This is a genomic window from Anaeromyxobacter oryzae (genome assembly GCF_023169945.1).
Classification (GTDB): domain Bacteria; phylum Myxococcota; class Myxococcia; order Myxococcales; family Anaeromyxobacteraceae; genus Anaeromyxobacter; species Anaeromyxobacter oryzae.
On sequence record NZ_AP025591.1, the window covers coordinates 4,181,075 to 4,206,124 of the forward strand.

20 protein-coding genes are annotated in these 25,050 nt (G+C 74.9%); 6 read left to right on the forward strand and 14 right to left on the reverse strand.

Annotation, left to right across the window (positions count from 1 at the left end):
- Positions 1 to 167 precede the first annotated feature (167 nt).
- The 7 genes from AMOR_RS18260 to AMOR_RS18290 form a co-directional block, all read right to left on the reverse strand.
- Positions 168 to 794 carry a hypothetical protein gene (locus tag AMOR_RS18260; RefSeq protein ID WP_248353076.1) on the reverse strand — a complete coding sequence of 209 codons (627 nt, stop codon included), beginning with the start codon at positions 792 to 794 and terminating at the stop codon, positions 168 to 170.
- A gap of 2 nt (positions 795 to 796) precedes the next feature.
- The gene (locus AMOR_RS18265; protein ID WP_248353077.1) at positions 797 to 1,612 is read right to left on the reverse strand and encodes a WecB/TagA/CpsF family glycosyltransferase; all 816 of its coding nucleotides are present in this window, start codon (positions 1,610 to 1,612) and stop codon (positions 797 to 799) included.
- 11 nt (positions 1,613 to 1,623) lie between these two features.
- Complete coding sequence (locus tag AMOR_RS18270) at positions 1,624 to 2,517, reverse strand: hypothetical protein (RefSeq protein ID WP_248353078.1); 894 nt, start codon at positions 2,515 to 2,517, stop codon at positions 1,624 to 1,626.
- A gap of 2 nt (positions 2,518 to 2,519) precedes the next feature.
- Entirely contained in the window at positions 2,520 to 3,542 is a 1,023-nt protein-coding gene (locus tag AMOR_RS18275) for a Gfo/Idh/MocA family protein (RefSeq protein ID WP_248353079.1), read from the reverse strand.
- A gap of 243 nt (positions 3,543 to 3,785) precedes the next feature.
- Positions 3,786 to 4,796 (reverse strand): glycosyltransferase family 2 protein, encoded by a 1,011-nt coding sequence (locus AMOR_RS18280; protein WP_248353081.1) that lies wholly within the window; start codon positions 4,794 to 4,796, stop codon positions 3,786 to 3,788.
- A complete protein-coding gene (locus tag AMOR_RS18285) occupies positions 4,793 to 5,653 on the reverse strand; it encodes a hypothetical protein (RefSeq protein ID WP_248353083.1) in 861 nt (286 codons plus the stop codon). Before AMOR_RS18285 ends, AMOR_RS18280 begins: the two co-directional genes overlap by 4 nt.
- A 77-nt stretch (positions 5,654 to 5,730) precedes the next feature.
- Positions 5,731 to 6,513, reverse strand: a complete 783-nt coding sequence (locus tag AMOR_RS18290) for a WecB/TagA/CpsF family glycosyltransferase (RefSeq protein WP_248353085.1) — start codon at positions 6,511 to 6,513, stop codon at positions 5,731 to 5,733.
- A gap of 293 nt (positions 6,514 to 6,806) precedes the next feature.
- Here AMOR_RS18290 and AMOR_RS18295 point away from each other — a divergent pair, with 293 nt between their 5' ends.
- Positions 6,807 to 7,652 carry a nucleoside hydrolase gene (locus tag AMOR_RS18295; protein WP_248353087.1) on the forward strand — a complete coding sequence of 282 codons (846 nt, stop codon included), beginning with the start codon at positions 6,807 to 6,809 and terminating at the stop codon, positions 7,650 to 7,652.
- Here AMOR_RS18295 and AMOR_RS18300 read toward each other — a convergent pair.
- The 7 genes from AMOR_RS18300 to AMOR_RS18330 all read right to left on the reverse strand — a co-directional run bounded on the left by AMOR_RS18300 (position 7,643) and on the right by AMOR_RS18330 (position 17,148).
- Entirely contained in the window at positions 7,643 to 9,043 is a 1,401-nt protein-coding gene (locus AMOR_RS18300) for a sigma-54-dependent transcriptional regulator (protein ID WP_248353089.1), read from the reverse strand. The two genes, AMOR_RS18295 and AMOR_RS18300, sit on opposite strands and share 10 nt — an antisense overlap.
- Positions 9,040 to 10,302 (reverse strand): two-component system sensor histidine kinase NtrB, encoded by a 1,263-nt coding sequence (locus AMOR_RS18305; RefSeq protein ID WP_248353091.1) that lies wholly within the window; start codon positions 10,300 to 10,302, stop codon positions 9,040 to 9,042. The genes AMOR_RS18300 and AMOR_RS18305 overlap by 4 nt, the downstream gene beginning before the upstream one ends.
- Before the next feature lie 51 nt (positions 10,303 to 10,353).
- A complete protein-coding gene (locus tag AMOR_RS18310; protein ID WP_248353093.1) occupies positions 10,354 to 11,391 on the reverse strand; it encodes a glycosyltransferase 61 family protein in 1,038 nt (345 codons plus the stop codon).
- A 101-nt stretch (positions 11,392 to 11,492) separates the two neighbouring features.
- Positions 11,493 to 12,695 carry a glycosyltransferase family 4 protein gene (locus AMOR_RS18315; protein WP_248353094.1) on the reverse strand — a complete coding sequence of 401 codons (1,203 nt, stop codon included), beginning with the start codon at positions 12,693 to 12,695 and terminating at the stop codon, positions 11,493 to 11,495.
- Between the two features lie 179 nt (positions 12,696 to 12,874).
- Positions 12,875 to 14,425, reverse strand: coding sequence for a methyl-accepting chemotaxis protein (locus AMOR_RS18320; protein WP_248353095.1), 1,551 nt, complete (start codon positions 14,423 to 14,425; stop codon positions 12,875 to 12,877).
- A gap of 70 nt (positions 14,426 to 14,495) precedes the next feature.
- Positions 14,496 to 15,467: an ABC transporter substrate-binding protein gene (locus AMOR_RS18325; protein WP_248353096.1), complete on the reverse strand. Its 972-nt coding sequence runs from the start codon at positions 15,465 to 15,467 to the stop codon at positions 14,496 to 14,498.
- Between the two features lie 364 nt (positions 15,468 to 15,831).
- Positions 15,832 to 17,148 carry an O-acetylhomoserine aminocarboxypropyltransferase/cysteine synthase family protein gene (locus AMOR_RS18330; RefSeq protein ID WP_248353097.1) on the reverse strand — a complete coding sequence of 439 codons (1,317 nt, stop codon included), beginning with the start codon at positions 17,146 to 17,148 and terminating at the stop codon, positions 15,832 to 15,834.
- Between the two features lie 226 nt (positions 17,149 to 17,374).
- On the opposite strand from AMOR_RS18330, the gene AMOR_RS18335 reads away from it, so the two are divergent.
- From AMOR_RS18335 to AMOR_RS18355, 5 genes are all read left to right on the forward strand, one after another.
- Complete coding sequence (locus AMOR_RS18335; RefSeq protein WP_248353098.1) at positions 17,375 to 19,195, forward strand: AMP-dependent synthetase/ligase; 1,821 nt, start codon at positions 17,375 to 17,377, stop codon at positions 19,193 to 19,195.
- A gap of 32 nt (positions 19,196 to 19,227) precedes the next feature.
- Positions 19,228 to 19,725, forward strand: coding sequence for a DUF4112 domain-containing protein (locus tag AMOR_RS18340; RefSeq protein WP_248353099.1), 498 nt, complete (start codon positions 19,228 to 19,230; stop codon positions 19,723 to 19,725).
- Positions 19,726 to 19,781: 56 nt separating this feature from the next.
- Positions 19,782 to 20,738 (forward strand): TraB/GumN family protein, encoded by a 957-nt coding sequence (locus AMOR_RS18345; protein WP_248353101.1) that lies wholly within the window; start codon positions 19,782 to 19,784, stop codon positions 20,736 to 20,738.
- A 236-nt stretch (positions 20,739 to 20,974) separates the two neighbouring features.
- Positions 20,975 to 23,101 carry a DUF4388 domain-containing protein gene (locus AMOR_RS18350; RefSeq protein ID WP_248353102.1) on the forward strand — a complete coding sequence of 709 codons (2,127 nt, stop codon included), beginning with the start codon at positions 20,975 to 20,977 and terminating at the stop codon, positions 23,099 to 23,101.
- An 8-nt stretch (positions 23,102 to 23,109) separates the two neighbouring features.
- Entirely contained in the window at positions 23,110 to 25,017 is a 1,908-nt protein-coding gene (locus AMOR_RS18355; RefSeq protein ID WP_248353103.1) for a serine/threonine-protein kinase, read from the forward strand.
- The last annotated feature ends 33 nt before the right edge of the window (positions 25,018 to 25,050 follow it).

The following is a 25,050-nucleotide window of genomic DNA, read 5'->3' on the forward strand; positions in this document are numbered from 1 at the left end:
GTTGACGGGTCGTTCGTGCGAGGTTCGCTTCTACCGTGCGGCTTGTTCCTTCTGCAACGTCGGCTCACGGCGGCGAGCGCGATGACGGCGGCGCCGTGAAGGTCCGAGCGCTGTCGTAGACGCCCCGAAATCCCGAGTTCCATCGTCAGGCGCAGCCCCCCGTCCGATCACACCAGCAGCGAGCCGACGACGCGCTCGCGACCGACCAGGTCGAGCGTCCGGCGCGCCCCCGCGAGCCGCGTCCGACCGAGCTCGATGCAGAGCACCACGACGTCGGCGGCCTGCACCGCCGCCGTCCCGAGCGGCTCGATGACGAGGGGCGGCACGGCGACGACGACCCGCGCGCCCTCGGGGCTCCGCGCCGCGGCGCGCACGCACTCCGCGAGGGCGGCGGCGGTCGCGAAGTCGAGCTCGTCGGGGGCGATGGCGGTGACCGGTGCGCCGTGCAGGCGCCGGCCGACCTCGGCGAGCGATCGCGCGAACGGAGCCGCAGCCGTGGTGCCGCCGTCGGCGGGCACGAGCGCCACGGAGGTCCAGGTGCGCTGGGCCAGCCTGAACCACAGCTCGAGCAGCTCCGGCGCGGGCGCGACCGGTGGCAGCGCCAGCTCCTTGCTCGCATCGAAGGCCATGTCCGGCGCCGCACCCGTCATCTCGTGCCTCCCGGCCTCGGCCTGCCCTGCGGGCGCCACGACGCGCGCGGCCTCGATGCGCCGCGCGACGAGCGGATCCGGCTCGGCCGCCAGGTCCACGTCCACCGCCTGCTCGCCTCGCCGCCACCTGCTTCCGTGCGCCATGTTCACCCCGCTCGCGCGTCGCTCGACGGTGCCGCCGGCGCGCGCGCCGGCGCGCCGTGAAGAGGCGACGCAAAGGGATCCTCGTACCGGCCCAGCCGCTGCCGGGCGAGGTGCCACAGCACGGGCGGCTGGTGCACGAGGTACCGCCGCCAGCGCTGGCGCGGCTCGCGCGCCAGACGGTACAGCCACTCGAGGCCGGCGTCGGTGACCCACGCGGCGGGCCGCGAGAGCGTGCGCGCCTCGTAGTCGAGCGTGCCGCCCAGGGGGAGGAAGGTGCGGACGTGCGGGAGGCGGTCGCGGTGGCGCGCGATGAACTTCTCCTGCCGGCCCGCGCCGAGCCCGACCACGAGCACGGAGGCGCGCGACGCGTCGATCGCGGCGATCATGCGCTCGATCTCCCCCGGCCGCGTGTCGAAGTCGAACGGCGGCGCGTCGGCGCCGACGACCATCTCGCGGCCGGCGCGGGCGTTCACGTTCTTCCGCGCGCGCTCCGCGACGCCGGGCTGCCCACCGCAGAGGAACATCGTGATCTCCGGGTCGTCCCGGTGGCGCTCGCAGAAGCGCGGGAAGAAGTCCGAGCCGGAGACGCGCTCGCGCAGCGGCCGCCCGAGGAGCCGCGCCGCCCGGAAGAGGATCTCGCTGTCGCAGGTCACGACGTCGAACCGCGGCAGGAGCTCGTAGAACTCCCGGTCCCGCTGCAGCTTCATGATCATGTCGACGTGCAGCGTGAGCAGCATGCCCTCGCGGAAGCCGTCGAGGAGCTCGTCCATCGTGATGTCGTCGATGTCGACGTTGAGGAGCCGGACGCGCTCGCGCATGGCGCTCCCCGTCACACCGCGGCGCGGCGCAGCGTCGCCGCGGGCGCGAGGCCCCACGCCTCGTCGATGAGGGCCTTCGTCTGGCGGATGTTCTGCGCCGACGAAGCGCCGAACACGATGGAGTCGACGCCCTCGAGGCCGCAGACCCACTCGATCGCCTCGCGCGGCGGGATGGCGCCGGACGCGAGCACCGACATCGCGATGGCGCGGCACCGCCGGGCCCGGAGCACGTCGCGGTAGGCGTCCACGCCGCCGCTCATCCGGAAGCCGATCTTGTTCACGTTGGCGCAGACGATGGGGTTCACGACCCCCACGCGCTCCAGCCGCTCGACGAGGAGGGGCAGGTTCATGGTGATGAAGCCCGCCTCCGCACCGTGGCGGGCGCCGACGTGCGCGGCGAAGGCGGCGAGCAGGTGATCGAGCTTCAGCCCGAGGAGGAGATCGGTCACGACGTTCTGCACGAACACGATCGGCATGCGGGTTCCGGCGAACCGCTTCAGCTCGGCGTCGACCAGCATCTCCATGAGCTTCTGCACGTCCTGCGTCGCGGCGGAGACGGCGCCCTTCACGAGCGTCTCGAGGACGCCGCCCGGGGCGAACCTCCGGATCGTCTCGAGGATCCCGACCTCGCCGACCGAGTTCGCGTACTTGTGCGCGTACGGCAGGCAGGGATAGAAGGCGAGGTCCGGGTAGCGCGCGGGGTTCGCCCGGACGAGGTCGGCGATCTCGCCGACCCGGTCGTGCGTCGTGCACATGAACACGCGGATCCCGGCGTCGTACGCGGCGTCGAGGACGCGCATGATGTCCTGCGTGTCGCGGAACTTCATCGCCTGCGCGCGCGCCTTCTCCTCGGACATGTGGTTCACGCCGAAGAACTGGTTGTCGCCGAAGAGGATGCGGTCCATGCCTAGCTCCTCCGCTGGCCGGCCTTCATGACGAGGTCGATCACCCGGTCGGTCTCGTACGCGCTGCCGAACGAGTTCTCGTGCACCGCGGTCCCGCGCTCCGCCGCGTCCACGAACGCGTCCAGCTGGGCGGAGTACTCCTCGCCGCGGAGATAGAACGCGACGGGCGCCTGGAGCTCGGTGATGTAGCGGATCGTCCAGCCCTCCCGGTAGCCCTCCACCCCGGCGCCGGGGCCCAGGTGGACGCGGAGCTCCTGCCGGTCGGCGACGAGCTTCCCCCGGGTGCCGTACACCACGATCGTGGTGCTCATCTTCCGGTGCGCGGGATCGCTCCAGTTCGCCTCGAGCGTGCCGTGTCCGCCGCCGCGGTACCGGAGCTCCGCCCAGACCGCGTCCTCCACGTCGCGCGAGTGGATGGCGCGCAGGTGCGCCGAGGCCACCTCCTCCGGCGGACCCACGACGAAGTTCATGAGGTCCACGACGTGCGAGGCGTAGTCGTGGAGGCAGCCGCCGCCCTCCTCCTTCCGGGCGCGCCAGGTGAGCCCCGTCTTCGGCCGCACCACCACCGGCCCGAAGGCGCTGCCCGCGACGTGGTACACGTCGCCGAGCGCGCCGGCCTCGACCAGGCGCCGCGCCTCGCGGAAGGTGCCGATGAAGCGGTTGTGGTAGCCGACCTGGTTCGCGCGGCGCCGCGCCACCGCGAGCTCGGCGAGGCGCAGGCTCTGGGCGGGATCGAGGCAGAGCGGCTTCTCGACGAAGACGTGCAGCCCGTGCTCGAGCGCATACGCCGCCGCCTCGAAGTGCGTCGCGGTGGGCGTCGCCACGACGACGCAGTCGAGCGCCGCCTCGTCGATCATCTTCCGGAAGTCCTTGTACGTCGGGACGCCCGTCTGCCTTCGCAGGGCGGAGGTGACGTACGCCGCGCTGTCGCAGACCGCCGCGACCTCGACGCGCGGATGCGCACCCAGGATGGCGTAGTGCGAGATGCCCATCTTCCCGGCGCCGATCAGGCCTGCTCTCGTCATGCCGCCCCTCGGCCCGAAGCCGGCGCGTCGCGGAAGCTCCGCTCCGACACCCAGCTCGTCCCGAGGCCCCCCGGCCAACAGATGGTCAACGCGTGCATGTTAGCGGAGCGTGTCCGCGCCACCCATCATGCAAGCGTGGGATGCTCGCAAGGGACGCGCGTCGAGATCGCCCCCGGAACGCGCCCCAACTTCGTGGCTGTGCGCTCCGGCCACGCTCGCGCCGCGCGGGAGCGGCGATCTCGATCATCCGCCCGCGCTCGGCGGCGCAGCAGCCCGAGGTGGCCGCCACGGGCGCACCGTCTCCGCGCTCCGGAGCACGGCCTGGACCGCCGACGCGTTCGCGTAGCGGGCGTCGGTCGGCCCGGCGGTCCACGCCAGCACCCTGAGCCGCGCCGCGATCACCGCGCGATCGAGCGCGAGCAGCACGGCGGCGGACCGCCGGCCGTAGAGCTTCTCGTGGACGAGGTGGCGCGCGCGCCACGCGTGCGCGAGGCGGTGGCCGGTCGCGAGCCGGGAGGGATCCGACGACGTTCCGCCGAGGTGCACGATCGAGACGGTCGGGTCGTAGCGGCACCGGTAGCCGGCGCGCCAGACGCGAGCGCAGAACTCGACGTCCTCGCCGTAGAAGAAGAAGTCCTCGTCGAGCCCGCCGATCCGCCGCACGAGGTCGCCTCGGACGAAGAGGAACGCGCCGCCGAGCCACTCGACGTCGCGGCGCGTGGTCCAGCGGTCCCACCCCGGATCGTCGAGATCGGCCCACGCGAACGCGCGCGGGAGTCGCCAGGGCAGCCCGAGCGCGCCCGCGGCGCGCCGGAGCGGCGTCGGGAAGCGGCGCGCGACGTTCTGCATGGACCCGTCCGCGTTCAGCAACGTGCAGCTCAGGGCGCCCACGGCCGGATCGCGGTCCATCGCGTCGCGGCAGTAGCGGAGCGATCCGCGCGACACGACCGTGTCGCTGTTCAGGAGGAGGAAGTAGCGCGCCTCCGGCGCCGCCGCGATCCCGCGGTTGTTGCCGTACGCGAACCCGCCGTTCTCGGCGAGCGCGAGCACGGTGGCCCACGCGCCCCAGCCCTCCGCGTCGATCGCCGCCCGGAGGCGTCGGGCCGAGCCGTCGCCCGAGCCGTTGTCCACCACCACGACGCGCGCGCCGGGGAGGGCGGGGAGCTCCGCCGCCAACGAGCGGAGGCACGCGAGCGTGACGTCGGGTGTGCGGTAGTTCACGACGACGACGAGCAGCTCGGGAGGGCTCGTCACAGCGCCCTCCGGCCCCACGGCGTCGCGGACAGGCCCAGCGCCGCCGCGCCCGCGCCGGCGAGCGCGACGACCGGGTTCGACGTCCCGAGCTTGTGCAGGAGGAGGATGACGAGGACGTGGCTCCAGTAGACGCCGCGCCCGACCTCGGCGAGGCGGCGGAGCCGCGGCCCCTCCCACCGCGACACGCCGAGCACGAGGGCCACGGCGATCGCGTAGCGCAGCCCGAGCGCCGCGGTCGTCGCCGCGACGAGCGCGAGGAGTGCCCACCGCGGCGCGTCCTTGCGGGCGAGGAGCATGCCCGCCGGGATCGCGGGGAGGACCATCCCCCACTGCGGCCCCGGGTACGGCAGCCCTCGCATCGCGACGGCGACCGCCGACGCGAGGGCGACCGCGCCGAGGATCCACCCGGTCGCAGCCGAGGCGAACCGCGTCACGAGCCACCCCGCCATCAGGGCGAACGGTGCGTACCACAGGTGCGGTGCGGGCCCGGAGAGCAGGAGCTGGTGCCACCGGAGCTCCGCTGCACCGCCCCAGCTCTGCTCTCGAAGCCGGAACAGCAGCGCGGCGAGGTAGACGGCGTACCAGATGGCCCACGGCACCAGCACGCGCCGCGGCGCCCACCGCGCGCTCCGGGAGACGACGAGGCTCGTGACGAGCGCGACCGCGGGCAGGCGGAAGCCGAGGTACTCGGAGAAAGGCCCGCCGGCGTGGAACCAGGCGATCGCCGCCACCGCGAGCAGCCGCAGGAGATCGATGCCGGGCATCCCCGGCGCCGTCGCCTGCACGAGCGCGGGGCGCGGGAGCGGTTCCGGTTCAGGCGGAGGATCCGCCGCTGCGCGCGCGATCGGGACGCTCACCGCGCGGGCTCCGGTGCGGGCGGCATGGCGCGCATCGTACAGCGCTCGTTCGAGGGGCGCGCCCGCCCGGAGCGGGGCTACACGATCGCGCTGGGACCGCGTGCCGCGCGGCCTTCCGCCTCGTGGAGCGTTCGCAGGAGGATCGGGAGGAACGCGACGCCGTCGACGAGGTAGCGGCGCCAGAGCCGCCGGGGCTCGCACGCGAGGCGGAAGAGCCACTCGAGCCCGCTCCGCGAGACCCACCGCGGCGCGCGCGGCAGCGCGCCCGCCAGGTACGACAGGCTCGCGCCCACCGCGACGGCGACCGCGGGCCGGATCGCGTCCCGGTGGCGGTCCATCCAGAGCTCCTGCTTCGGCGCGCCGAGACCGACGTAGAGGAGGTCCGGGCGCGCGGCGCTCACCCGGGCCGCGGCGTCGCGGGCCCGGGCGCGACCCTCGCGAGAGTCGTCGATCCACGGAGCGTCGTATCCCGCGACGACGACGCCGAGGAGCGCGAGCGCCGCGGCGGCGCGGGCCGCGATGCCGGGCGGGCCCCCGAGCAGGTACACCCGCCAGCCCCGCGCGGCGGCCCGGCGCGCGAGCGGGACGACGAGGTCCGCGCCCGCCACGCGCTCCGGCACCGGCGTGCCGGCGAGGCGAGCGGCCCAGACGAGCGGCATCCCGTCCGCGAGCCGCAGGTCGGCGGCCTCGTACGCGACCCGGAGCGCGGCGTCGCGCTCCAGCCTCACGAGGTGATCGACGTTCGGCGTGAAGACGGCGCCGCCCCGTCGCGCGCGCACCAGCGCCTCGATGGCGTCGATCGCCTCGCTCGTGTCGAGCGCGTCGATCTCGATCCGACCCAGCCGGACTCGGCCTGGCACGTGGCGCGGCTCCTCTGCGACGGCGGCTCCCTCGGGCGCGCGGGCGCACGCCACGGTAACGATGCCGCCCGCGGTCCGGTGAGGCCCCGCGCGGCCAGGCCCCCTCGGCGGGGCGGAGCGCGTGCGCGCGCCAGCGTGGCGGGACGCGCGCGAGCTTTGACACGCCGTCCGGCAGCGGCGTACAAGCGATCCGACTTCGCTCGCCGGGGGGCCGAGACGGAGCGCGTCCTCCTCGCCGGGGGCACGCGTCCTCGCGCGGGGGCCTCGGTCTTCGCGGCCAAGGGGGGTCGGCGATGAGCGTCCTGTTCCCTGTGGTGGTCGGCGTGGCGGCGACCCTGGTCGCGGCGGCGGCGGTGCAGGTGCCCGCCGGCGACGCGGCGAACGCGAAGCTCGGGGACGACCTGGCCCGCGTTGCGCGGCTCCGGGTCCTGTTCGGTCACCAGTCGGTGGGCGGGAACGTGCTCGCGGGCGTCGCGCGGCTCTCGGCCGCGCACGGCGGCGTCCTCGGTGTCACCGAGGTCCGCGGCGCGGGCCCGCTGGCGCCGGGCCTCTCCCACGCGCTCGTCGGCGAGAACGGCGCGCCACGCACGAAGCTCGACGCGTTCGCGGCGCTGCTCGCCCGCCTCGAGGGGCCGCCCCCGGACGTCGCGCTCGTGAAGCTCTGCTGGGCCGACTTCGGCGCAGACACCGACGCCGACGCGTTGTTCGAGGTCTACCGGACCGCGCTCGCGGAGCTCGCGCGGCGGCACCCCCGCACGACCTTCGTGCACGTCACCGTCCCGCTCACGACGGTGCAGGGCGGCGCCCGCGCCCTGGTGAAGGGCGCGCTCGGCAAGCCGCCGTACGGCCTCCTCGAGAACGCTCGCCGAGAGGCGTTCAACGCGCGGCTCCGGGCCGAGTACGGCGGCCGCGCGCCGCTGTTCGATCTCGCGCGCCTCGAGGCGACCGCACCGGACGGCTCCGTCACCCGGGCCGAGTGGCGGGGGACGTCGACGCTCGCCCTCGCGCCGGCGTACACCGACGACGGCGGCCACCTCGTCGCCGCGGCGCAGGACCGGATCGCGCGCGCCCTCCTCGCCACGCTCGCGGCCCTCCCGGTCGCCGCGCCGGAGCGCGCGCCGTTCCCGCCTCAGCGGTAGTCGTCGCGGCTCAGCCCGTAGGCCTTCATCTTCTCGTAGAGGTTCCGCTCCGCGATGCCCGCGGCGCGGGCGACCTCGCCGATCCGGCCGCGGTGCTCGCGCAGCAGCCTCGTCAGGTACTCGCGCTCGAACCGCTCCACCAGGCGCTGGCGCGCCTCGAGGAGCGGTACGCTCGTGTCGGCGAGCGGCGCGTCGGCGCCCGGCGCGGGGCGCCCGGCGTCGCCCTGGAGGATGGGCGCGACGGCGGACCACCCCAGGAGGACCGCGCGCTCGCAGAGGTTCCGCAGCTCGCGCACGTTCCCGGGCCACGGATACGCCTGCACGGCCGCGAGCAGCTCGGGCGGCGGCACCGGCACGGGCCGCCCGTAGCGCTGGCCGAACGAGCCGAGGAAGTGCTCGAGCAGCGGCGGGAGGTCCTGCACCCGCTCGCGGAGGGCCGGGAGGCGGATCGGGATCACGTTCAGGCGGTAGTAGAGGTCGTCGCGGAAGCGGCCCTCGCGGACGAGCGCCTCGAGATCGCGGTTGGTCGCCGCGACGACCCGGACGTCGAGCTTCAGCGCGTCCACGGCGCCGACGCGGGTGATCTCCTGCTCCTGGAGGACGCGGAGGAGCTTCGCCTGGATCGCGAGGTCGAGGTCGCCCACCTCGTCGAGGAAGAGCGTCGAGCCGTCGGCCTGCTCGAACCGGCCGACCCGGCGGGCCGTGGCCCCGGTGAACGCGCCGCGCTCGTGGCCGAAGAACTCGCTCTCCATGAGCTCGCGCGGAACCGCGGTGCAGTTCACGGCGACGAACGGGCGCTCCCGGCGCGGGGAGCGCCGGTGCAGCGCGCGCGCCACGAGCTCCTTGCCGGTCCCGGTCTCGCCGCGGAGGAGCACCGTCGCGTCGGCTGCCGCGACCTGCTCGACCGTGGCGAACACCTCCCGCATCGCGGGCGAGCCGCCCACGATCTCCTCGAACCCCGCCGCGCGCTCGAGCTCGCCCCGGAGCCGGAGGACGTCGCGCCGGGCCCGCTCGTGCGCGACCGCGTGACGGAGGACCAGCGCCAGCTCGTCGAAGCGGAGCGGCTTCACGAGGTAATGGAGCGCGCCCTTCCGCATCGCCTGCACCGCGGTCTCGACCGTCGCGTGCGCCGTGACGAGCACGACCGGGAGCGACGGCCGGAGCGCGTGCACCCGCTCCATGAGGGCGATGCCGTCCACGTCCGGCATCTTGAGATCCGACACCATCGCCAGCGGGTCGCTCTCGGCGAGGCGGGCCAGCGCCTCCGCGCCCGACGACGCGACGAGCACCTCGAACCCCTCGAGCGCGAGGTTCGCGCGCGCCACCTTCCGCGTCCCGGGATCGTCGTCCACGACGAGGACGAGCCCCTCCGCGCCGCCCGGGGCGCTCACGCCGCCACCCCCGAGCCCCGCGCCGCCCCCGAGACGGTCTGCCGGACCGGGAAGCGGATCCGGGCCACCGTCCCGCCCCCGTCGCGCGGCGCGAGCTCGAACCGCCCGCGGTGCTGCTCCACCGCGCGCACCACCACGACCAGGCCGAGCCCCGTGCCGGTGGGCTTCGTCGTCACGAAGGGCCGGAGCACCTCGTCGAGCTGGTCGGGCGGGATCCCGCAGCCGCGGTCCCGGACCTCGACGACGACGGCCCCGTCGCCGCCGTCCGCCTCGTAGCGGCTCGCGAGCTCCGGCGGGGTCGTCCCGCCCGCGTCGAGCGCGTTCTGGACGAGGTTCACCAGGGCCTCCGTGATCATCGAGCCGTCGACGTCGAGGACCGGCAGGTCCGGGGAGAGGTCCAGGGACACCGCGGACGCCGGGAGACCGCGGGCGACCGCCGCGCGCTGGGCCGCGTCGCGGAGGAGCCGGTTCACGGCGACGGGCGCGAACGACGGCTCGGCCGGCCGCGCGACGCCGAGGAGCGCGGAGACGAACCGGTTGACCCGCTGCACCTCGTCGCCGACGAGCCCGGCGTACTCGCGCACCTCGGGATCGGCCGCGAAGCGCCGGGAGAGGTACTGCGCAGCACCATCGATGACGTTCAGCGGGTTCCGGAGCTCGTGCGCGATCTGCGCCGACATCTGCCCGAGGCCGGCGAGCCGCTCGGCGTCGAGCAGCCGCCGCTCGAGCGTGCGGCGCTCGGCGATGTCCCGGATCACCATCACCGTCCCGACGTAGGCGCCGTCGACCCTGACGGCCGCATAGGTCGTCTCGTACCGGCCCTCCCGCTCCTTGATGATCGAGTGGGCCGCCCCGGCGTCGTCCCCGCGGCGGAGGTAGCCCATGACGCGGTCGAGCATCGCGTGAGTGGCGCGCGGGTGACACTCCTTCACCGGCCGCCGCTCCCCGTCGCGGAGGTTCCGCAGCGAGCGCCCGGCGGCGTTCACGAGCGCGATGCGGTCCCCGGCGTCGATGAAGATCACGCCGTCCGCCATCGAGTCGATGATCGCCTGGAGCCGCCTCGAGTCCGCAGCCCGGGCCTCCCGCTCGCGCTCCGCCGCGGCGAGCGCCTCGGCGAGCGTGCGGGTCGAAGCGCGGGCGCGGGTGCGCGCCACGAGGACGACGGCGGCGGCCGCCAGCGAGAGCAGGGCGAGCGCGACGGCGACGGCGACGGCGAACGGCGCGGCCGGGCCGGCGAGGCCGGCGGAAGGGAGGCGCATCGGGCGCGCAGCCTAACCCGCGCGCCGGAGCCGGGAGAAGGGGCCGTGGGGTCAGGCGCGGTCGCAGAGGTCCAGCGTACGCTCCAGCTCTCCCGGATCCACGCGGAACCCGTCCCCCGCGCGCGTCCCGACGACGAAGCCGTACCGCAGGTCGAGGCAGTCGGCGTAGTCCTTGAAGACGTTGTTGAACCTCCAGGGCGGCTGCAGGGCCACGATCGCGCCGCCGTCCGCGACGGCCACGACGCCGTGGGCGAGCCCGCTGCCCTCGACCCCCACGACGCACGCCGCGCCGACGCAGGCCCGCGCGACGTCCTCCGCCGACCCGCCGACCGGATCCACGACGTCGAATCCGCGGCCGGCGAGGCGCGCCTCGATCTCCTGCTCGTTCTCGAGCAGCCGGCGCACCCCGGTCGTGCCCCTCCGGAGATAGACGCCGCGCCGGCGCCGCGGGCCCACGCGCGCCGCGAGCGCGGTCCGCAGGGCCGTGTACCGGCCGCGCTTGTGAGCGTTCTGGCCGTAGTCCTGGAAGACGAGCAGCGAACGCACGCGCGCGCCCGGGACCTTCCTCGGCGACAGCCCCCACAGCGCGCAGTAGCCCTCCTCCTGTGCGTACGGCGCCCGGACGACGCCGATGGGCGGCGCGTGATCCCGGGCGAGGAGGTGGAGCGGGCAGTCGTCCGTGATCCAGTGGCCGAAGTAGCGGTTGCCGACGAACGTGCAGTCGAGCGCGGCCGTCGCCAGCTCCTCGCGCGGCCTCTGGAAGGTCTCGGGGACCGCGGAGCCCGGCAGCAGGGCGAGGCGCGACCCGCCGGCGTACACGGACCCGCCGACGAGGACCGCGTCGCGGAGCTCGTGCCCTCGCGTGGCGGCGTGCTCGACGGCGGAGCCGAGCACGCGGCGCTCCTCGTTCTCGCGCGTCGTCTCCTCCTGCACCCCCTCGACGCGATCGAGCTGTCCGTCGAGGAAGAAGGCGCGGCTCCGCCGCGTCCGCTGCGCGGGGTGGATCACCCAGCTCCGCGCCGCCGCGTCGGTGAGCGGCAGCGTGCGCCGGAGCAGCCGACGCGTGACGTAGGAGAGCTGCTGCAGCATCGGGCCATGTTCGGACGATCCCCGCGGCCTGCGCAACGCTCCGGGCTCGACCCGGCGGGCTGGGCTTTCGGGGTGTGCGCCGCTGACGCAGGGTCGACGCGCTACGAGCCCCGCGAGCCCCGGAGCACCACCTCGAAGAACTCGGCGTACTGGCGCGCGACCGCGGACCACGTGAAGCGGCGCTCGACGAGCGCCCGGCGCGCGGCCACCTCCGCCGCGGACGTGGCGCCGAGGGCGCGCTCGAGCGCGGCGGCGACCGCGGCGCCGTCGGTCGTGTCGACGAGGGAGGCCACGCCCTCGAACGTCCAGCGGGTGACGGGCTCGTCGTGCGCGACCACGGGCAGCCCCGTCGCGAGCGCCTCCACGTACGCCAGCGGCGACGGATCCGCCTGGCTCATGTGGAGCAGCACGTCCGCCGCGCGGTAGAGCTCCGGCATCTCCTCGTGGGAGATCGCGACGCGCCGGAAGCGCCGTCCGAGGAGCGCCGCGCCGCACGCGTCGACCTCGGCGCGTAGCTCGCCGTCGCCGGCGACGAGGAGGTGCAGCCCGGGGACGCGGGCGACCGCCCGGATCCCGTCCACGACGCGCTTGCTCGGGATGAGCGCGCTCACCATGAGCGCGACAGGGGCGGCGTCGGGCAGGCCGAACCGCGTCCGCCGCGGCCCCGGCGCGAACACCCGCTCGTCGACGCCGTTCGGGATGAGCGCGCACCGCCACCGCTCGCGGTTCCGCTCGTAGTAGACCGGGTTCGTGCAGACGAGGCCGTCGCACGAGAACAACCGGTACTCGCTGTTGCGCGCGTACGCGGGCCAGTCGCCGTTCTGGGTGACGTACACGTGCGCGGGAGACCGCCGTCCGAGGCGGAGCGCGCGCAGCGTCCAGCTCGTGAACGGGTAGCTGCACGCGACGGTGACGTCGTGACGGTCGCGCAGCGCCTGCACGGCGAGCCCGGGCACGAACGTGAGCTCCTCGTACGCGTAGACCGTCCGGAGCACCGGGATCGACGGCAGCCGCTCGAGCCGCTCGCGGGGCAGACACGGGCTGGACCGGAAGCGATAGGCGCGGGCGGGATCGGGCCGGCCCGAGCCGACGAGCGTCACCACGTGCCCGGCCGCCGCGAGGTGCTGGCCGATGGACTCGAGCGCGACCTCGGCGCCGCGGCGGACGCGGTGAAGCCCGGGGAGCGCGATCAGGATCCGGCGGCGCGGTGACGGGGCCGCCCCCGGGGCGGGCGCTTCGCCCGGCGAGGCGCGACCTTCACTGAGAGTTCCTTCCCGGGAGCCGGCTGGCGTCGTCGCGGTCACGGGTCCCCCCGCCGCCCGACCGGTGCCCGACGCGATCGTCGCGAGCACCCCGGGCCGATCCTCCACCAATCACAGAACGAGGATCGCGGACAGGCGCCAGGTGGGGCAGGGCGCTGCGGCGCACGCGCGGGCGCCGCCGGGGCGGCCCCGGCACGGCGCCCGCGGAGCGGGTGGGGGCCTCACGCCGCCGGCGCCGCCGTGCGCGCCGGCGCGAGCCGCAGCACCGTCGCCCCGGGCCCGCCCGCGGCGGCGTTCGGGCGCGCGCCCGCGCCGCTCGCCTCGGGGATCCGGAAGTACGAGACGAGCTGGCGGAGCGCCTCCGCCTGCGAGGCCATCTCCTCCGACGTGGAGGAGAGCTCCTCCGCCGCCGAGGCGTTCCGCTGCGTCACCTGGTCGACGAGCCCCATCGCGCGGTTGATCTGGACGACGCCAGCCGCCTGCTCCCGAGACGTCGCCGCGACCTCCTGGACGAGCTTCGCCGTCCGCTCGATGGCGGGCACGAGCGCGTCGAGCAGCACGCCCGACCGCTCCGCCACCTCGACGCTCGACGCCGCCTCGCCGGCGATCTCCTTCGCGGCCCGCTGGCTGCGCTCCGCGAGCTTGCGAACCTCGGAGGCGACGACCGCGAAGCCGCGCCCGTGCTCGCCCGCGCGCGCCGCCTCGATGGCCGCGTTCAGGGCGAGGAGGTTCGTCTGGTACGCGATCTCCTCGACGATCCCGATCTTCTCGGCGATGGAGCGCATGGCCTTCACCGTCGCGTCGACCGCCGCGCCGCTCTCCCCCGCGTCGCGTGCGCCGCCCGCCGCGACCTTCTCGGTCTGGCGGCTCGCGTCGGCGTTCCGCTCGATGGACCCGCTCATCGCCTCGAGCTGCGTGGTCGTCTCCTCCACCGAGGCGGCCTGGTCCCCCGTGCCCTGCGACAGCGTCTGCGCCGTCGCCGACACCTGCGTGGACGCCGCGAGGATCGCGTCGGCGCCGCCGCGGACCTCGGCGATGACCTGCCCGAGCCGCGCGGCCATGTCCCGCATCGCGCCGAGCGCCTGGCCCGCCTCGTCGTGGCCGCCCCCCGCGATCTCCGCCGACATGTCGCCGGCGCCGATCCGCTCCGCCGCGGCGACGACGCCGCCGAGCGGCGCGAGCATGCGCTTCACGGCGGCGAAGGTGATCGCGAGCATCACCGCGACGGACACGACGCTGATGGCGAGCAGCTCGCGGACGAAGGCGTGCAGCGCCGCGTACTTGTGGGCCTCGACGACCGCGTAGCCGACCGTCCAGCCCCACGCGTCGTCGCGGTGCCACGCGACCCAGGTCGGCTGGCCGTCGAGGGTCGTCCGCACCGTCCCCTTCTCGGCGCCCAGGACGGCGGCGTCGACGCCGAGGGCGGCCCCGGCGGCGATCGTCGGGTGATGGATCACCTTCCCGGCGCGATCGAGGATGAAGAACCGCACCGCCTCGGAGCGCGTCTCGCCGTACCGCTTCACGAGCACCTCGAGGAGGCTTTTCTGCGCCCCCTCGACGTACGCGTCCACGCCGGCGAGCCCGGTGCGCTGGAGGTTCGCCTGCTCGGCCTCGATCTGGCCGGTGATCCCGTCCAGGCGCTCGCCGTAGAGCGCGTCGTCCTTCTCGTTGATGAGCCGGGACGCCGAGCCGTAGATGACCGCGACGATGACCGCGAGGCAGGCGGTCATGAGGAGGGACTGGATGAGGCTCAGCTTGGTGCGGATCAGCATGTGCGGTGTGCCCCCGGGGTGGAGCGCGGGCGCGCCGCCGCCGGTCGGGCGGCGGCGCGACCCCGCCGGCCTACTGGACCACCTGCGCGCTGCGGACGATCTCGGGGCGGAACACGATCTTCGCCGCCTGCGCGAGCTTCACGTTCATGAAGATCTTCGACTGCGAGTTCGTCGCGACCGGGATGGAAGCGGGCGAGGCGCCGCGGAGGATGCGGAGCGCCGTCTGGCCCGCCCAGGCGCCCTGCTCCTCCTCGATCTTCGTGAGGCCGAGCATGGCGTACGGCATCATGAAGTCGTACGCGGCGCCCACCGGGACCTTCGCGTTGGCGAGGACGAAGGCCTTCGCCTCGGCCTCGTTCCAGTCGTTGATGCCGGCGACGTTGCCGAGCAGGATCAGGTCGGCGTCCGTCTGCATGCGGAGGAAGCCCTCCTTCCACTGCGCGAAGGTCTTCGCGTAGAGGTCGGTCGCGAACGGCGCCCCGAGGGTCTTCGCGTACGACGGGCCCTCGATCCGCTCGGTCTCGGAGTCCACGGTGAGGTAACCGACGCGGCCGCCCCTCGCGAGCGCGCGCAGGTTCGACACGAGCGCCTTCACCGGCGCGACCTCGACGATGCCGGTGGCGTTCGAGTACGGGAGGCCGTACTTCGACGCGTCCCAGTTCACGCCGCAGAAGACGAACGGCACCTTCGCGTTCTTGAACTGGGCCTCGAGCACGTACTTCACCGCGGGGTCGTCGGCCACGATGACGAGGTCGGGCTTGAAGGCCTCGATCTCCGCCTTCGCCTTCTGGGCGGCCTGCTTCCGGAAGGCCTCGTCCTGGTGGCGCTTCGTGTCCATGCGGAAGAAGCGGAGCTCGACGCCGCTGCCCTGGAACGCGGCGCTGGCCCCGTGCTCCTCGCCGTCCGACCAGGGGTAGCCCTCGTGGTACGAGTTGACGAACAGCACCTTCTTGCCGGCGACGCTCTGGGCGCGGGCGGGCAGGGCGAGCGCCGCGCACATCGTGAGCGCGAGTGCGAGCGAGGACTTCGTGAGCGGGGACATGCGGGACCTCGTGGGTGGAAAGGATGCGAACGTGCGCGGGGCCTCGTGCAACGACGGCACCACCCGCCGGGCTCCGGCGGGCCGGTCCCGGGCGCGGGACCGGAGCACGCCGACGGTGCTTTCGCGCCGCTCCGCCCAGCCGGCGCCGCAGCCGTCGTCCGGGGTGGCGATCGCCCCGTGGGGCTCGCGCCTGGGGCATTTCCCTCACGGCGCACGATCCGGCGACACTGGCCCGCGGGACGCGTAAACGAACGCTTGCCGCGCGAATGAAAAAAAGAGGGCCCCGACGCCGGGGCCCTCTCCCGATCCTCCGACGCGCCACCGGGATGCGGGGCGCACCGGAAGGCGCCGTGGACGCGTCCGCCTACCGCGCGGCGCGGAACGCCTCCTCGAAGTCCTCCTTGATGTCGTCGAGGTGCTCGATGCCCGGGGAGACGCGGACCTGGTCCGGCGTCACGCCGGCGCTCTTCTGCTCGGCGTCGGAGAGCTGCTGGTGCGTCGTCGATGCGGGGTGGATGACGAGCGTCTTCGCGTCGCCCACGTTCGCCAGGTGAGAGGAGAGCTTCACCGCGTTGATGAACTTCTTGCCGGCCTCGAACCCGCCCTTGATGCCGAAGGTGAAGACGCCGCCGAAGCCGTTCCGGAGGTACTTGCGGGCCCGCGCGTGGTGCGGGTGATCCTCGAGCCCCGTGTAGTTCACCCAGGCCACGGAGGGGTGCGTCTTGAGCCACTTCGTCAGCGCGAGCGCGTTGTCGGTCTGCCGCTGGACGCGGAGGGAGAGCGTCTCGAGGCCCTGCAGGAGCAGGAACGCGTTGAACGGCGAGAGCGCCGGCCCGAGGTCGCGGAGCCCCTCGACGCGGGCGCGGATGATGAACTGGATGTTGCCGAACGGCCCCTTCGGCCCGAACACGTCGTTGAAGACGAGGCCGTGGTAGCCGGGCGACGGATCGGTGAAGGCCGGGAACTTCCCGCTCCTGGCCCAGTCGAACTTGCCGGAGTCGACGATCACGCCGCCGATGGACGTACCGTGGCCGCCGATCCACTTGGTGGCGGACTCGACCACGACGTCGGCGCCCCAGGCGATGGGCTGGACCAGGTAGCCGCCGGCGCCGAACGTGTTGTCGACGATGAGCGGGATCCCGTTCTCGTGAGCGAGCGCGGCGAGCGCCTCGAAGTCCGGCACGTTGCCGGCCGGATTGCCGATCGACTCGACGTAGATCGCCTTCGTCTTGCCGTCGATGGCCTTCCGCACGGCGGCGAGGTCGTCCTCGTCGACGAACTTCACGCCGATGCCGAGGCGGGGGAAGGTGACCTTGAACTGGTTGTAGGTGCCGCCGTAGAGGCGGCTCGTCGACACGACGTTGTCGCCTGCCTGCGCGATGTTCGCGATGGCGAGGAACTGCGCCGCCTGGCCGGACGCCGTGGCGAGGGCCGCGACGCCGCCCTCGAGCGCGGCGACCCGCTTCTCGAAGACGTCCGTCGTCGGGTTCATGATCCGCGTGTAGATGTTGCCGAACTCCTTCAGCGCGAAGAGGTTCGCGCCGTGGTCGGCGGAGTCGAACGTGTAGGACGTCGTCTGGTAGATGGGCACCGCGCGGGCGTTGGTGCCCGGCGCGGGCTCCTGGCCGGCGTGGACCTGCAAGGTCTCGAAGCGAAGCTTCCGGTTCGGGGGGATCGCCATGGGGTTCGTTCCTCGGAGGATCGGGGTTCCGCTGTAGTGGACGGTAATCCTAGTTAGCGGACGGAAGTCCTGTCAAGCGTACAGGCGTATGCGAGCGTACGCCGCTCAAGCGGATGGCCGAGCGCTGCGGCGGACGATCTCCGGGCGGGCTCCTCCGGGGCGTCGGCTTCCGGTCGCCCGCTGGCCGGCTTCGATTTAGAGTCCCGCTCTCCGGAGGATCCGCCTCGTGACCGACGACCCGCGCACCGTCCCCGAGCTCTTCCTCGATCGCGTGGGCCGGACGCCCGCCGCCGAGGCGTTCCGCTACCCCGCGCCGGACGGCGCCTGGCGGAGCCTCACCTGGGCCGACACCGAGGCGCGGGTCCGGGCGATCGCCTCCGGCCTGCGCGCGCTCGGCCTGGAGGGCGAGCAGGTCTGCGCGATCCTCTCGCAGACGCGGATCGAGTGGATCCTCGCGGACCTGGGCATCCTGTGCGCGGGCGGCGCGACGAGCACGATCTACCCGTCCACGACCGCGGAGGAGTGCGCCTTCATCCTCTCGGACTCCGGCGCGGTGGTCGCGTTCGCGGAGGACGCGGCGCAGGTCGCGAAGCTCGCGTCCCGGCGCGGCGAGCTGCCGGCGCTCCGGCACGTCGTGACGTTCGACGGCGCGCCGTCCCCGGACGGCTGGGTGATCGGGCTCGAGGATCTCGAGGCGCGCGGGCGCGCGTGGGACGCGGCCCATCCCGGCGCGTTCGAGGAGACCGCGGCCGCGGTGCGGCCCGACGCGCTCGCGACGCTCCTCTACACGTCGGGCACGACCGGGCGCCCCAAGGGTGTCGAGCTCACCCACTCCTGCTGGGTGGAGCAGTCGCGCTCCGTCCAGCAGTCCGGGATCCTCGATCACCCGGACGTGCTCCAGCTCTTCTGGCTCCCCCTCGCGCACTCGTTCGGGAAGATGATCGGCACGGCCCAGCTCCGGATCGGGTTCCCGACGGCCGTGGACGGGCGGATCGAGCGGCTCGTCGAGAACCTCGGCCGGATCCGGCCCACGTTCGTCTGCGCCGTGCCGCGCATCTTCGAGAAGGTCCACGCGAAGGTCCTGACCAACGCCCGCGCCGGCGGCCCGGTGAAGGCGGGGATCTTCCGCTGGGCGATCGGCGTGGGCCTCGACGCCTCGCGCCTTCGCCGCGCCGGCCGGCCCCCCGGTCCCGTGCTCGCGGCGCAGCTCGCGATCGCCGACCGGCTCGTGTTCCGGAAGGTGCGCGACCTGTTCGGCGGGCGCCTCCAGTTCTTCATCTCCGGCTCGGCGCCGCTCTCGAAGCAGATCGCGGAGCTGTTCGACGCGATGGGCGTCGTGATCCTCGAGGGCTACGGCCTCACCGAGTCCTCCGCGGCGACGCACTGCAACCTGCCGCGGGCCCGGAAGATCGGCACCGTCGGCCCGGCCCTCCCCGGGGTGGAGGTCCGGATCGCCGAGGACGGCGAGATCCTGATGCGCGGGCCGTGGATCATGCGCGGCTACCACGGGCTGCCCGAGCAGACGGCCGAGGCCCTCGACGCGGACGGCTGGCTCCACACGGGCGACGTCGGGTTCGTGGACGCGGAAGGCTTCCTCGCCATCACCGACCGCAAGAAGGACCTCATCAAGACGTCGGGCGGCAAGTACATCGCGCCGGCCGAGCTCGAGTCGCGGCTCAAGGCGGTGTCGCAGCTCGTGTCGCAGGTGCTCGTGCACGGCGACCGCCGCAACTACGTCACCGCGCTCGTCACGCTCGACCCGGAGGCCCTCGCGCGGTGGGCGGGGGAGCACGGCCGCGCCGGCGCGCCGGTCGCGGAGCTCGCGCTCCTCCCGGAGGTGAGGGCGATCGTGCAGCGCGACCTCGACCGGATGAACGCGGCCCTGCCGCGCTTCGCGACCGTGAAGCGCTTCGCCATCGTGCCGCGGGAGTTCAGCGAGACCGAGGGCGAGGTCACGCCGTCGCAGAAGCTCAAGCGCAAGGTGATCGAGCGGCGGTTCGCGGCCGAGCTGGACGGGCTCTACCGCGGCGAGCTGCCCGCGGCGTAGCCTTCCGGCCCGGGCCACCCTAGAACACGAGGATGCGGCGGGAACGGGACGCGGTGGGAGCGGCGCGGGACGCGCGCCGGCTCGACGACGTGCGCCGGCTCGCCCGCTGGCTCGACGCGGCGTTCGTGATCCCGGGGACCGGCATCCGCGTCGGCCTCGATCCGCTCCTCGGCCTCCTCCCCGGCCTCGGCGACCTCGCGGGGAGCCTCCTCGGCGCGTGGATCGTCGTCGTCGCGCACCGCCTCGGCGCCCCGCCCGCGGTCCTCGTGCGGATGGGGCTGAACCTCGCGATCGACTCCGTCGTGGGCGCGGTCCCGGTGCTCGGGGACCTGTTCGACGTCGCCTGGCGCGCCAACCTGCGGAACGCGGCGCTGCTCGACGCGTGGTCGGCGGCGCCCGCCCGCGCCGGCAGATCGAGCGCCCTCGTGGTCGCGGGGGTCCTCGCCGCGGTGCTCGCGGTCACCGCCGCGGTCGTGTTCGCGGGCTGGCACGTCGTCGCGTGGGCCACCGGGGAGATGCACTCACGGTGAAGCTCCCTCGTGCGGCGGCTGGACGCCGCGCGCGCCGGATGGTTTGCTCGGGTTCCATGCGCTCCCGCCCCAGCCGCACGTCCGCCGCGCTCGCCCTCTCCGCCGCGCTCCTCTCCGCTCTCTCCGCCTGCGCCGGCGCGCGGCCCGCGCCCGCTGCTGCGCCCGTGGCGGTGGCTGCCGCGCCGGCGCCCCGCGCGTTCCTGTGGGAGATCACGCGGCCGGACGCGCCCGGCCGGCCGCTGTACCTGACCGGCTCGATGCACCTGGGCCGCGACGAGACGTTCGAGCTTCCGCCGTCGTTCGAGGCGGCGCTCGCTCGCGCGGAGGTCCTGGTCGTCGAGCTCGATCCGAAGCGCGTGTCTCCGGCCGAGATGCAGAAGCTGGTCCTGGAGAAGGGCATGTACCCGCCGACGCAGACGCTGTTCGCGCGCCTCGACGACGAGACGCGGGTACTGCTCGCGGCGGAGCTCGACCGCGTGGGGTTCCCGCAGTCGGCCGCGGACCGCATGCGCCCGTGGCTCGTCTCGATGATGCTCGCGTTCTTCGATCTGAAGGCAGCGGGGTTCGACGAGAAGGCAGGCCTTGATGCGAGGCTCCTCGACCGGTCCCGGGGCAAGCGCGACATCGTCGAGCTCGAGACGGCGGACGAGCAGTTCGCGGCGCTCACGGGCACGCCGGAGGCCGTGGACCTGCACGCGCTCGCGAAGTCGCTGCACCGTGGCCTGCGCACGGTGGAGCACGCGCGCGCCGCCGCCGCGGCGTGGCACGCCGGGGACACCGCCACGTTCGAGGCGATCGCGTTCGAGGATCTGGGCGATCCGGTGCTCGCGCCCGCCTACGAGGCGATGTTCTGGTCGCGGAACCGCGCGATGGCGGAGAAGCTCGCGCCCCTCGCGGGCGCGCCGAGGGTCCACCTCGCCGTCGTCGGCGCAGGCCACCTGGTCGGCGATCGCGGCCTGCTGGCCCTGCTTGCCGCGCGCGGGCTCCGCGTCCGGCAGCTCGCACGGGAATGAGTCTCGTGGCGGCCCGCCGTGTGTGCCGTGAACGTGCGACATATTGACACGTCGCACGCGCGGTCCCTACCATCGCCTGACGGTGCAGGACTGATCGCCGCGTAAGTGCAGCTCGATCCACCCAGGGGCCGCCGATGTTCACCGCATCCCCATCGGAGCGCGTTGCCGACCGGCGGACGTCCTCGCCGGCTGCGATGGCGCTCGTGCACCGCGCGACTCCGCGGCCGACGTCCTGAATGACCCTCCCACCCTCGTTCGATGGGCTGTCCGAGGTCCGCGCGGCCGTCACCGCGGATCTGAAAGGCCGCGTGCTCGCGGGCACGCCGGGCGCCCGGCTCCCGGCGGAGACCGTCGCGACCGCCGCCTCCGTCGTCGCCGACCTGGCCGCGGCCGGGAGCGTCGTCGGGCTCGCCGGGCTCGAGCTGCTCGTCGTGAAGGGCCCCGGCGCCGCGATGGTGGCCGCCATCCGGCCCGACGCGCTCCTCCTCGTCGCCGTCGATCCGTTCCGGGCGACGAAGGCCGTGGAGGCCGTGGCGAGCGCGTGGGTGCGCCCCGGGGATCCGACCGCGCCGGCGGCGCCGCCGAGGTCCGCGGAGAGAGCGGCGGCGCCGCCCGCTCCGACCGTCGCGCCCGCGCCGTCCGGCCAGGCCCGGGAGGTCGTCGAGCGGCGGCCCGACCGTGCCGCGCCGGCGGGAGCGACGGACCGGGGCGGCCAGGGCCCCGATGCATGGGCCGCGCTGCGCAGGGCGCTCGTGCGCGGCCATCTCACCGAGGCCGTCGCGCGCCAGCGCGACCTGCTCGCGCCCGCGGCGGCCGGCGCGCGCCGTCCCGGGAGCGAGCCGCTGCCCGCCGCGGAGTGCGCGCACGCGCTGGAGCTGCTCCTCGAGGGCGTCGGGAGCGTGATGGCGGGCGACGGCGTCGGCGGGGACCGGATCCTGCGGGAGCTCGCCGCCCCGTCGCAGCAGAACCTCTCGTTCCGCTGGCTCGCGCTGCACTGGAGCGCGCGGGCCGCGCTGAAGCGAGGGAGCTTCCCGACCGCGCGCGCCCACGTGAAGGAGTCGCTGGAGCTCGGGCGGCAGCTCGACATCGAGGCGCGCGCGGTGAGCCAGTGGGTCGCCGCGGAGGTGCTCGCGCACGACCGCGACCCCGCCCGCGCGCTCGCGTGGCTCGCCGAGGCGCGCGGCCGCTTCGAGCGGATCGCCGACACCTGGGGCCTCGCGCAGACCTGGCTCGCCGAGGCGCGGATCCTCGCGCTGCTCCAGCGCGAGGACGAGGCCGCCGAGGCCGCCCGCCAGGCGGCGGCGCGCGATCCCGCCTGGGACGAGCCGCCGATCTTCCTGGCGCGGCGCGCCCTGCTGCGGGACGATCTCGCCGCGGCGGAGGCGCTGCTCGGCCCGCTCCGCACGCCGGCCGCGGACCGCGTGCGGGCCCTCATCGAGGCGATCCGGCAGGGCAAGGTCGGGCGCGCCGACGCCGCCGAGTTCCTCCACGAGCACGACGCGCCGCCGAGCGCGCGCTCGATCCGCGCGCTCGCGCGGATCGCCGGGACGTCGCCCGGCTTCCTCCAGGCGCGCGAGGCGCTGGCGTGGATGCTCCTCAAGATCGGCAAGTACGACGACGCGGCCGGCATGTTCCGGGCGCTGCTCTCGCAGGAGCTCTCGCCGGGCGACCGCGCGTCGGTGATGCTGGGGCTCGGCTGCATCGCGAACGCCCGCGAGACCGGCGGCGAGCCGCCGTCGCCGCGTGCGGTCGTCGCAGGGCCAGCGGCCACCGAGGTCCCGCCGGCGCAGCGGCCGTCGTCGTCGTCGATCCTGGCGCGCGCGCAGCAGGCGGCGACCGGCGGCACCGAGTCGGTCTTCTCGGGACGGCTGAGCGTGTTCGCGCTGCCCGATCTCCTCGAGTTCCTCCGGACCGCCCGCCGTACAGGGCTCCTCGTGTGCAGCACCGCCGCGGGGATGGGGGCGCTGCGCTTCCGGGAGGGCTTCATCACCGGCGCGGCGTCGCCGGCGACGCCCGGCGTCGCGGACCTCCTCGTCCGCGCCGGGAAGCTCGGGTCGCAGGCGCTCCGCGCGGTCCCGGCCGGCGCGGAGCAGACGGATCAGGTCGTCGGCGCGCGGCTGGTCCGCGACGGCCTCGTCGACGCCGGGGCCGTGCAGGAGGCGCTCGAGCGCCAGATCGCGCTCGTGGTGCGGGAGCTCGTCTCCTGGAAGGACGGTGAGTTCGCGTTCAGCCGCGAGCTCGAGGGCGAGGCCGCACCCGGCGAGCTCCCCGTCTCGGTGGATCCGCAGGCGGTGCTGCTCGACGTGTTCCGGCAGATGGACGAGGCCTCCCGCGGCCCCGCGGAGGCCGGCGCGAAGCCGTGACGGGACCCATGCCCCGCTCGATCGCCACGCCCGAGCCGGACGGCGCCGACCTCACGAAGCTCGTGGGGCTGAAGCTCGGGAACTATCGCCTCGAGCGGATCATCGGGCGCGGGCGGATGGGCATCGTGTACCTCGCGAAGGACGAGGCGCTCCTCCGCCCCACCGCCATCAAGATCCTCTCCTGGAGCGTCGCGGAGGCGAAGGGGCAGGATCCCGTCCAGTGGTTCCTCGCCGAGGCGCGGCTCGTCGCGCGCATCAACCACCCTCGCGTCGTGCAGATCTACGGGGCCGCGCGGCACGGCGACCACTGCTACATCGCGATGGAGTACGTGGTCGGCAGCTCCGCCGAGGCGCTCGTCGCGAAGGCCGGCAGGATCGCGCCCGACGTCGCGACGGACATGCTGCTCCAGGCCGCCTCGGCGCTCGACGCCGCGCATCGCTCGGGCGTCGTCCACCGCGACGTGAAGCCGGCGAACCTGCTGGTCGGCGAGGACGGGGTGACGAAGCTCGGCGACTTCGGCATGGCGCTCGGGTCGGCGGAGGTCGGGGCCGGCAACGCGCACGTCCGCGTCGGGACGCCGTACTACACGGCGCCGGAGATCTGGCGCGGCGAGCCCGCGAGCCCCGCATCGGACGTCTACGCGCTCGGGGCGACCTACTTCCACCTGCTCACCGGGACGCCCCCGTTCCCCGGCCCCGACGTCGCGTCGGTCGAGCAGGCGCACCTCCGGGCGCCGGTGCCCGACCCGCGGACGCTCGTGCCGAACCTCCCGGAGTCGTGCGCCGCGCTCGTCGCCCGGGCGCTCGCGAAGGCTCCGCGGGAGCGGCATGCGTCCGCGCAGACGCTGCTCTGGGACGGGCGGCGCGTGCTGCAGGAGCTCGTGGCCGCGCCCGGCGCGGGCGCTGCGCCCGGGTACCGTCCCGCCGCGCGCCGCCCCGCGACGCCGCGCGCGGCGGCGCGCGCGCCCGCGGAGCGCGCGACGGGGCCGCTCGCCGACGTGCTCGGGTTCCGGCTCCGGCCGTTCGCCGGGGCGGTGCCCGCGGACGAGGGAGCCTCCGTCGTCGAGCCGCTCGCGGCGGTGCGGGCGCGCGTCGCGGAGTGGGCGCGCGACGACGTGACCGTGCTGCTCCTGAGCGGCGGCCCGCACAGCGGCTGCGGCGCGCTCTCCCGCCAGGCGGCGGCGGAGCTCTCCGGCGAGCGGCTCGCGATCGCGCTCGACGCCGGCGCGGACGGGGAGGGCCGGACCTGCCTGCAGAGGCTCTGCCGCGCCGCCGGCGTGCCCGAGGAGGCGTCGGACGAGGCGAGCCTGGACGCGCTCGTCGCGCGGTTCACCGAGGAGCACCACGCGCGCGGCGCGCCGCCGGTCGTCGTCCTGGACGGCGTGCCCGCGACGCAGGCCGCGCCGCGCGCCCTCGTGCGCATCGTCGAGGCGGCGCTCTGGTCGCGCTCGTTCAAGCTGCTGCTCGCCGCGGAGCCGGCGGTCCCGGAGGCGCTCGCCCGCGCCGGGGTCTCGCTCCGGGGCGACGCCTTCACGCTCGTCGCCGTGCCCGCCCTCGACCGCGCGCAGATCGGCGCTCACGTCCGCGGGTGGATCGACGCGGCGCTCGCGCCGCGTGCGCCGCCGATCCTCGTCTCCCCGGACGCGCTGCTCCTCCTGGCGCTCCGGTCCGAGGGCGCGCTCGAGCGCGTGAACCGGATCGCCGAGAACATGCTGTGGCTCGCGGCCGCGGAGCGCCGCCGGACGCTCTCGTCGTGGCACGCCTGGGCGGCGTCGGACCGGGAGCGCTGGTCCCCGGCCGCGCCGGCGACGCTGCCGCGCCGGCCGGACCGGTGGCCGCCGACGGAGGTCATCGACGTGATCGACGCTTGCCGCCGGGGCGCGGGCCTGCCGCCCTGGCCGAGAGGAAAGCCGTGACCTGGACCGAAGAGCCGGCGCGCCGTGAGGCGC

Bases quoted from the DNA above. Each gene is read 5' to 3' on its own strand.
- AMOR_RS18320 (WP_248353095.1), bottom strand. From the start codon at position 14,425: ATGCTGATCCGCACCAAGCTGAGCCTCATCCAGTCCCTCCTCATGACC.
- AMOR_RS18260 (WP_248353076.1), bottom strand. From the start codon at position 794: ATGGCGCACGGAAGCAGGTGGCGGCGAGGCGAGCAGGCGGTGGACGTG.
- AMOR_RS18275 (WP_248353079.1), bottom strand. From the start codon at position 3,542: ATGACGAGAGCAGGCCTGATCGGCGCCGGGAAGATGGGCATCTCGCAC.
- AMOR_RS18340 (WP_248353099.1), top strand. From the start codon at position 19,228: ATGCGGCGGGAACGGGACGCGGTGGGAGCGGCGCGGGACGCGCGCCGG.
- AMOR_RS18305 (WP_248353091.1), bottom strand. From the start codon at position 10,302: ATGCGCCTCCCTTCCGCCGGCCTCGCCGGCCCGGCCGCGCCGTTCGCC.
- AMOR_RS18350 (WP_248353102.1), top strand. From the start codon at position 20,975: ATGACCCTCCCACCCTCGTTCGATGGGCTGTCCGAGGTCCGCGCGGCC.
- AMOR_RS18325 (WP_248353096.1), bottom strand. From the start codon at position 15,467: ATGTCCCCGCTCACGAAGTCCTCGCTCGCACTCGCGCTCACGATGTGC.
- AMOR_RS18355 (WP_248353103.1), top strand. From the start codon at position 23,110: ATGCCCCGCTCGATCGCCACGCCCGAGCCGGACGGCGCCGACCTCACG.
- AMOR_RS18295 (WP_248353087.1), top strand. From the start codon at position 6,807: ATGAGCGTCCTGTTCCCTGTGGTGGTCGGCGTGGCGGCGACCCTGGTC.
- AMOR_RS18330 (WP_248353097.1), bottom strand. From the start codon at position 17,148: ATGGCGATCCCCCCGAACCGGAAGCTTCGCTTCGAGACCTTGCAGGTC.
- AMOR_RS18345 (WP_248353101.1), top strand. From the start codon at position 19,782: ATGCGCTCCCGCCCCAGCCGCACGTCCGCCGCGCTCGCCCTCTCCGCC.
- AMOR_RS18265 (WP_248353077.1), bottom strand. From the start codon at position 1,612: ATGCGCGAGCGCGTCCGGCTCCTCAACGTCGACATCGACGACATCACG.
- AMOR_RS18270 (WP_248353078.1), bottom strand. From the start codon at position 2,517: ATGGACCGCATCCTCTTCGGCGACAACCAGTTCTTCGGCGTGAACCAC.
- AMOR_RS18310 (WP_248353093.1), bottom strand. From the start codon at position 11,391: ATGCTGCAGCAGCTCTCCTACGTCACGCGTCGGCTGCTCCGGCGCACG.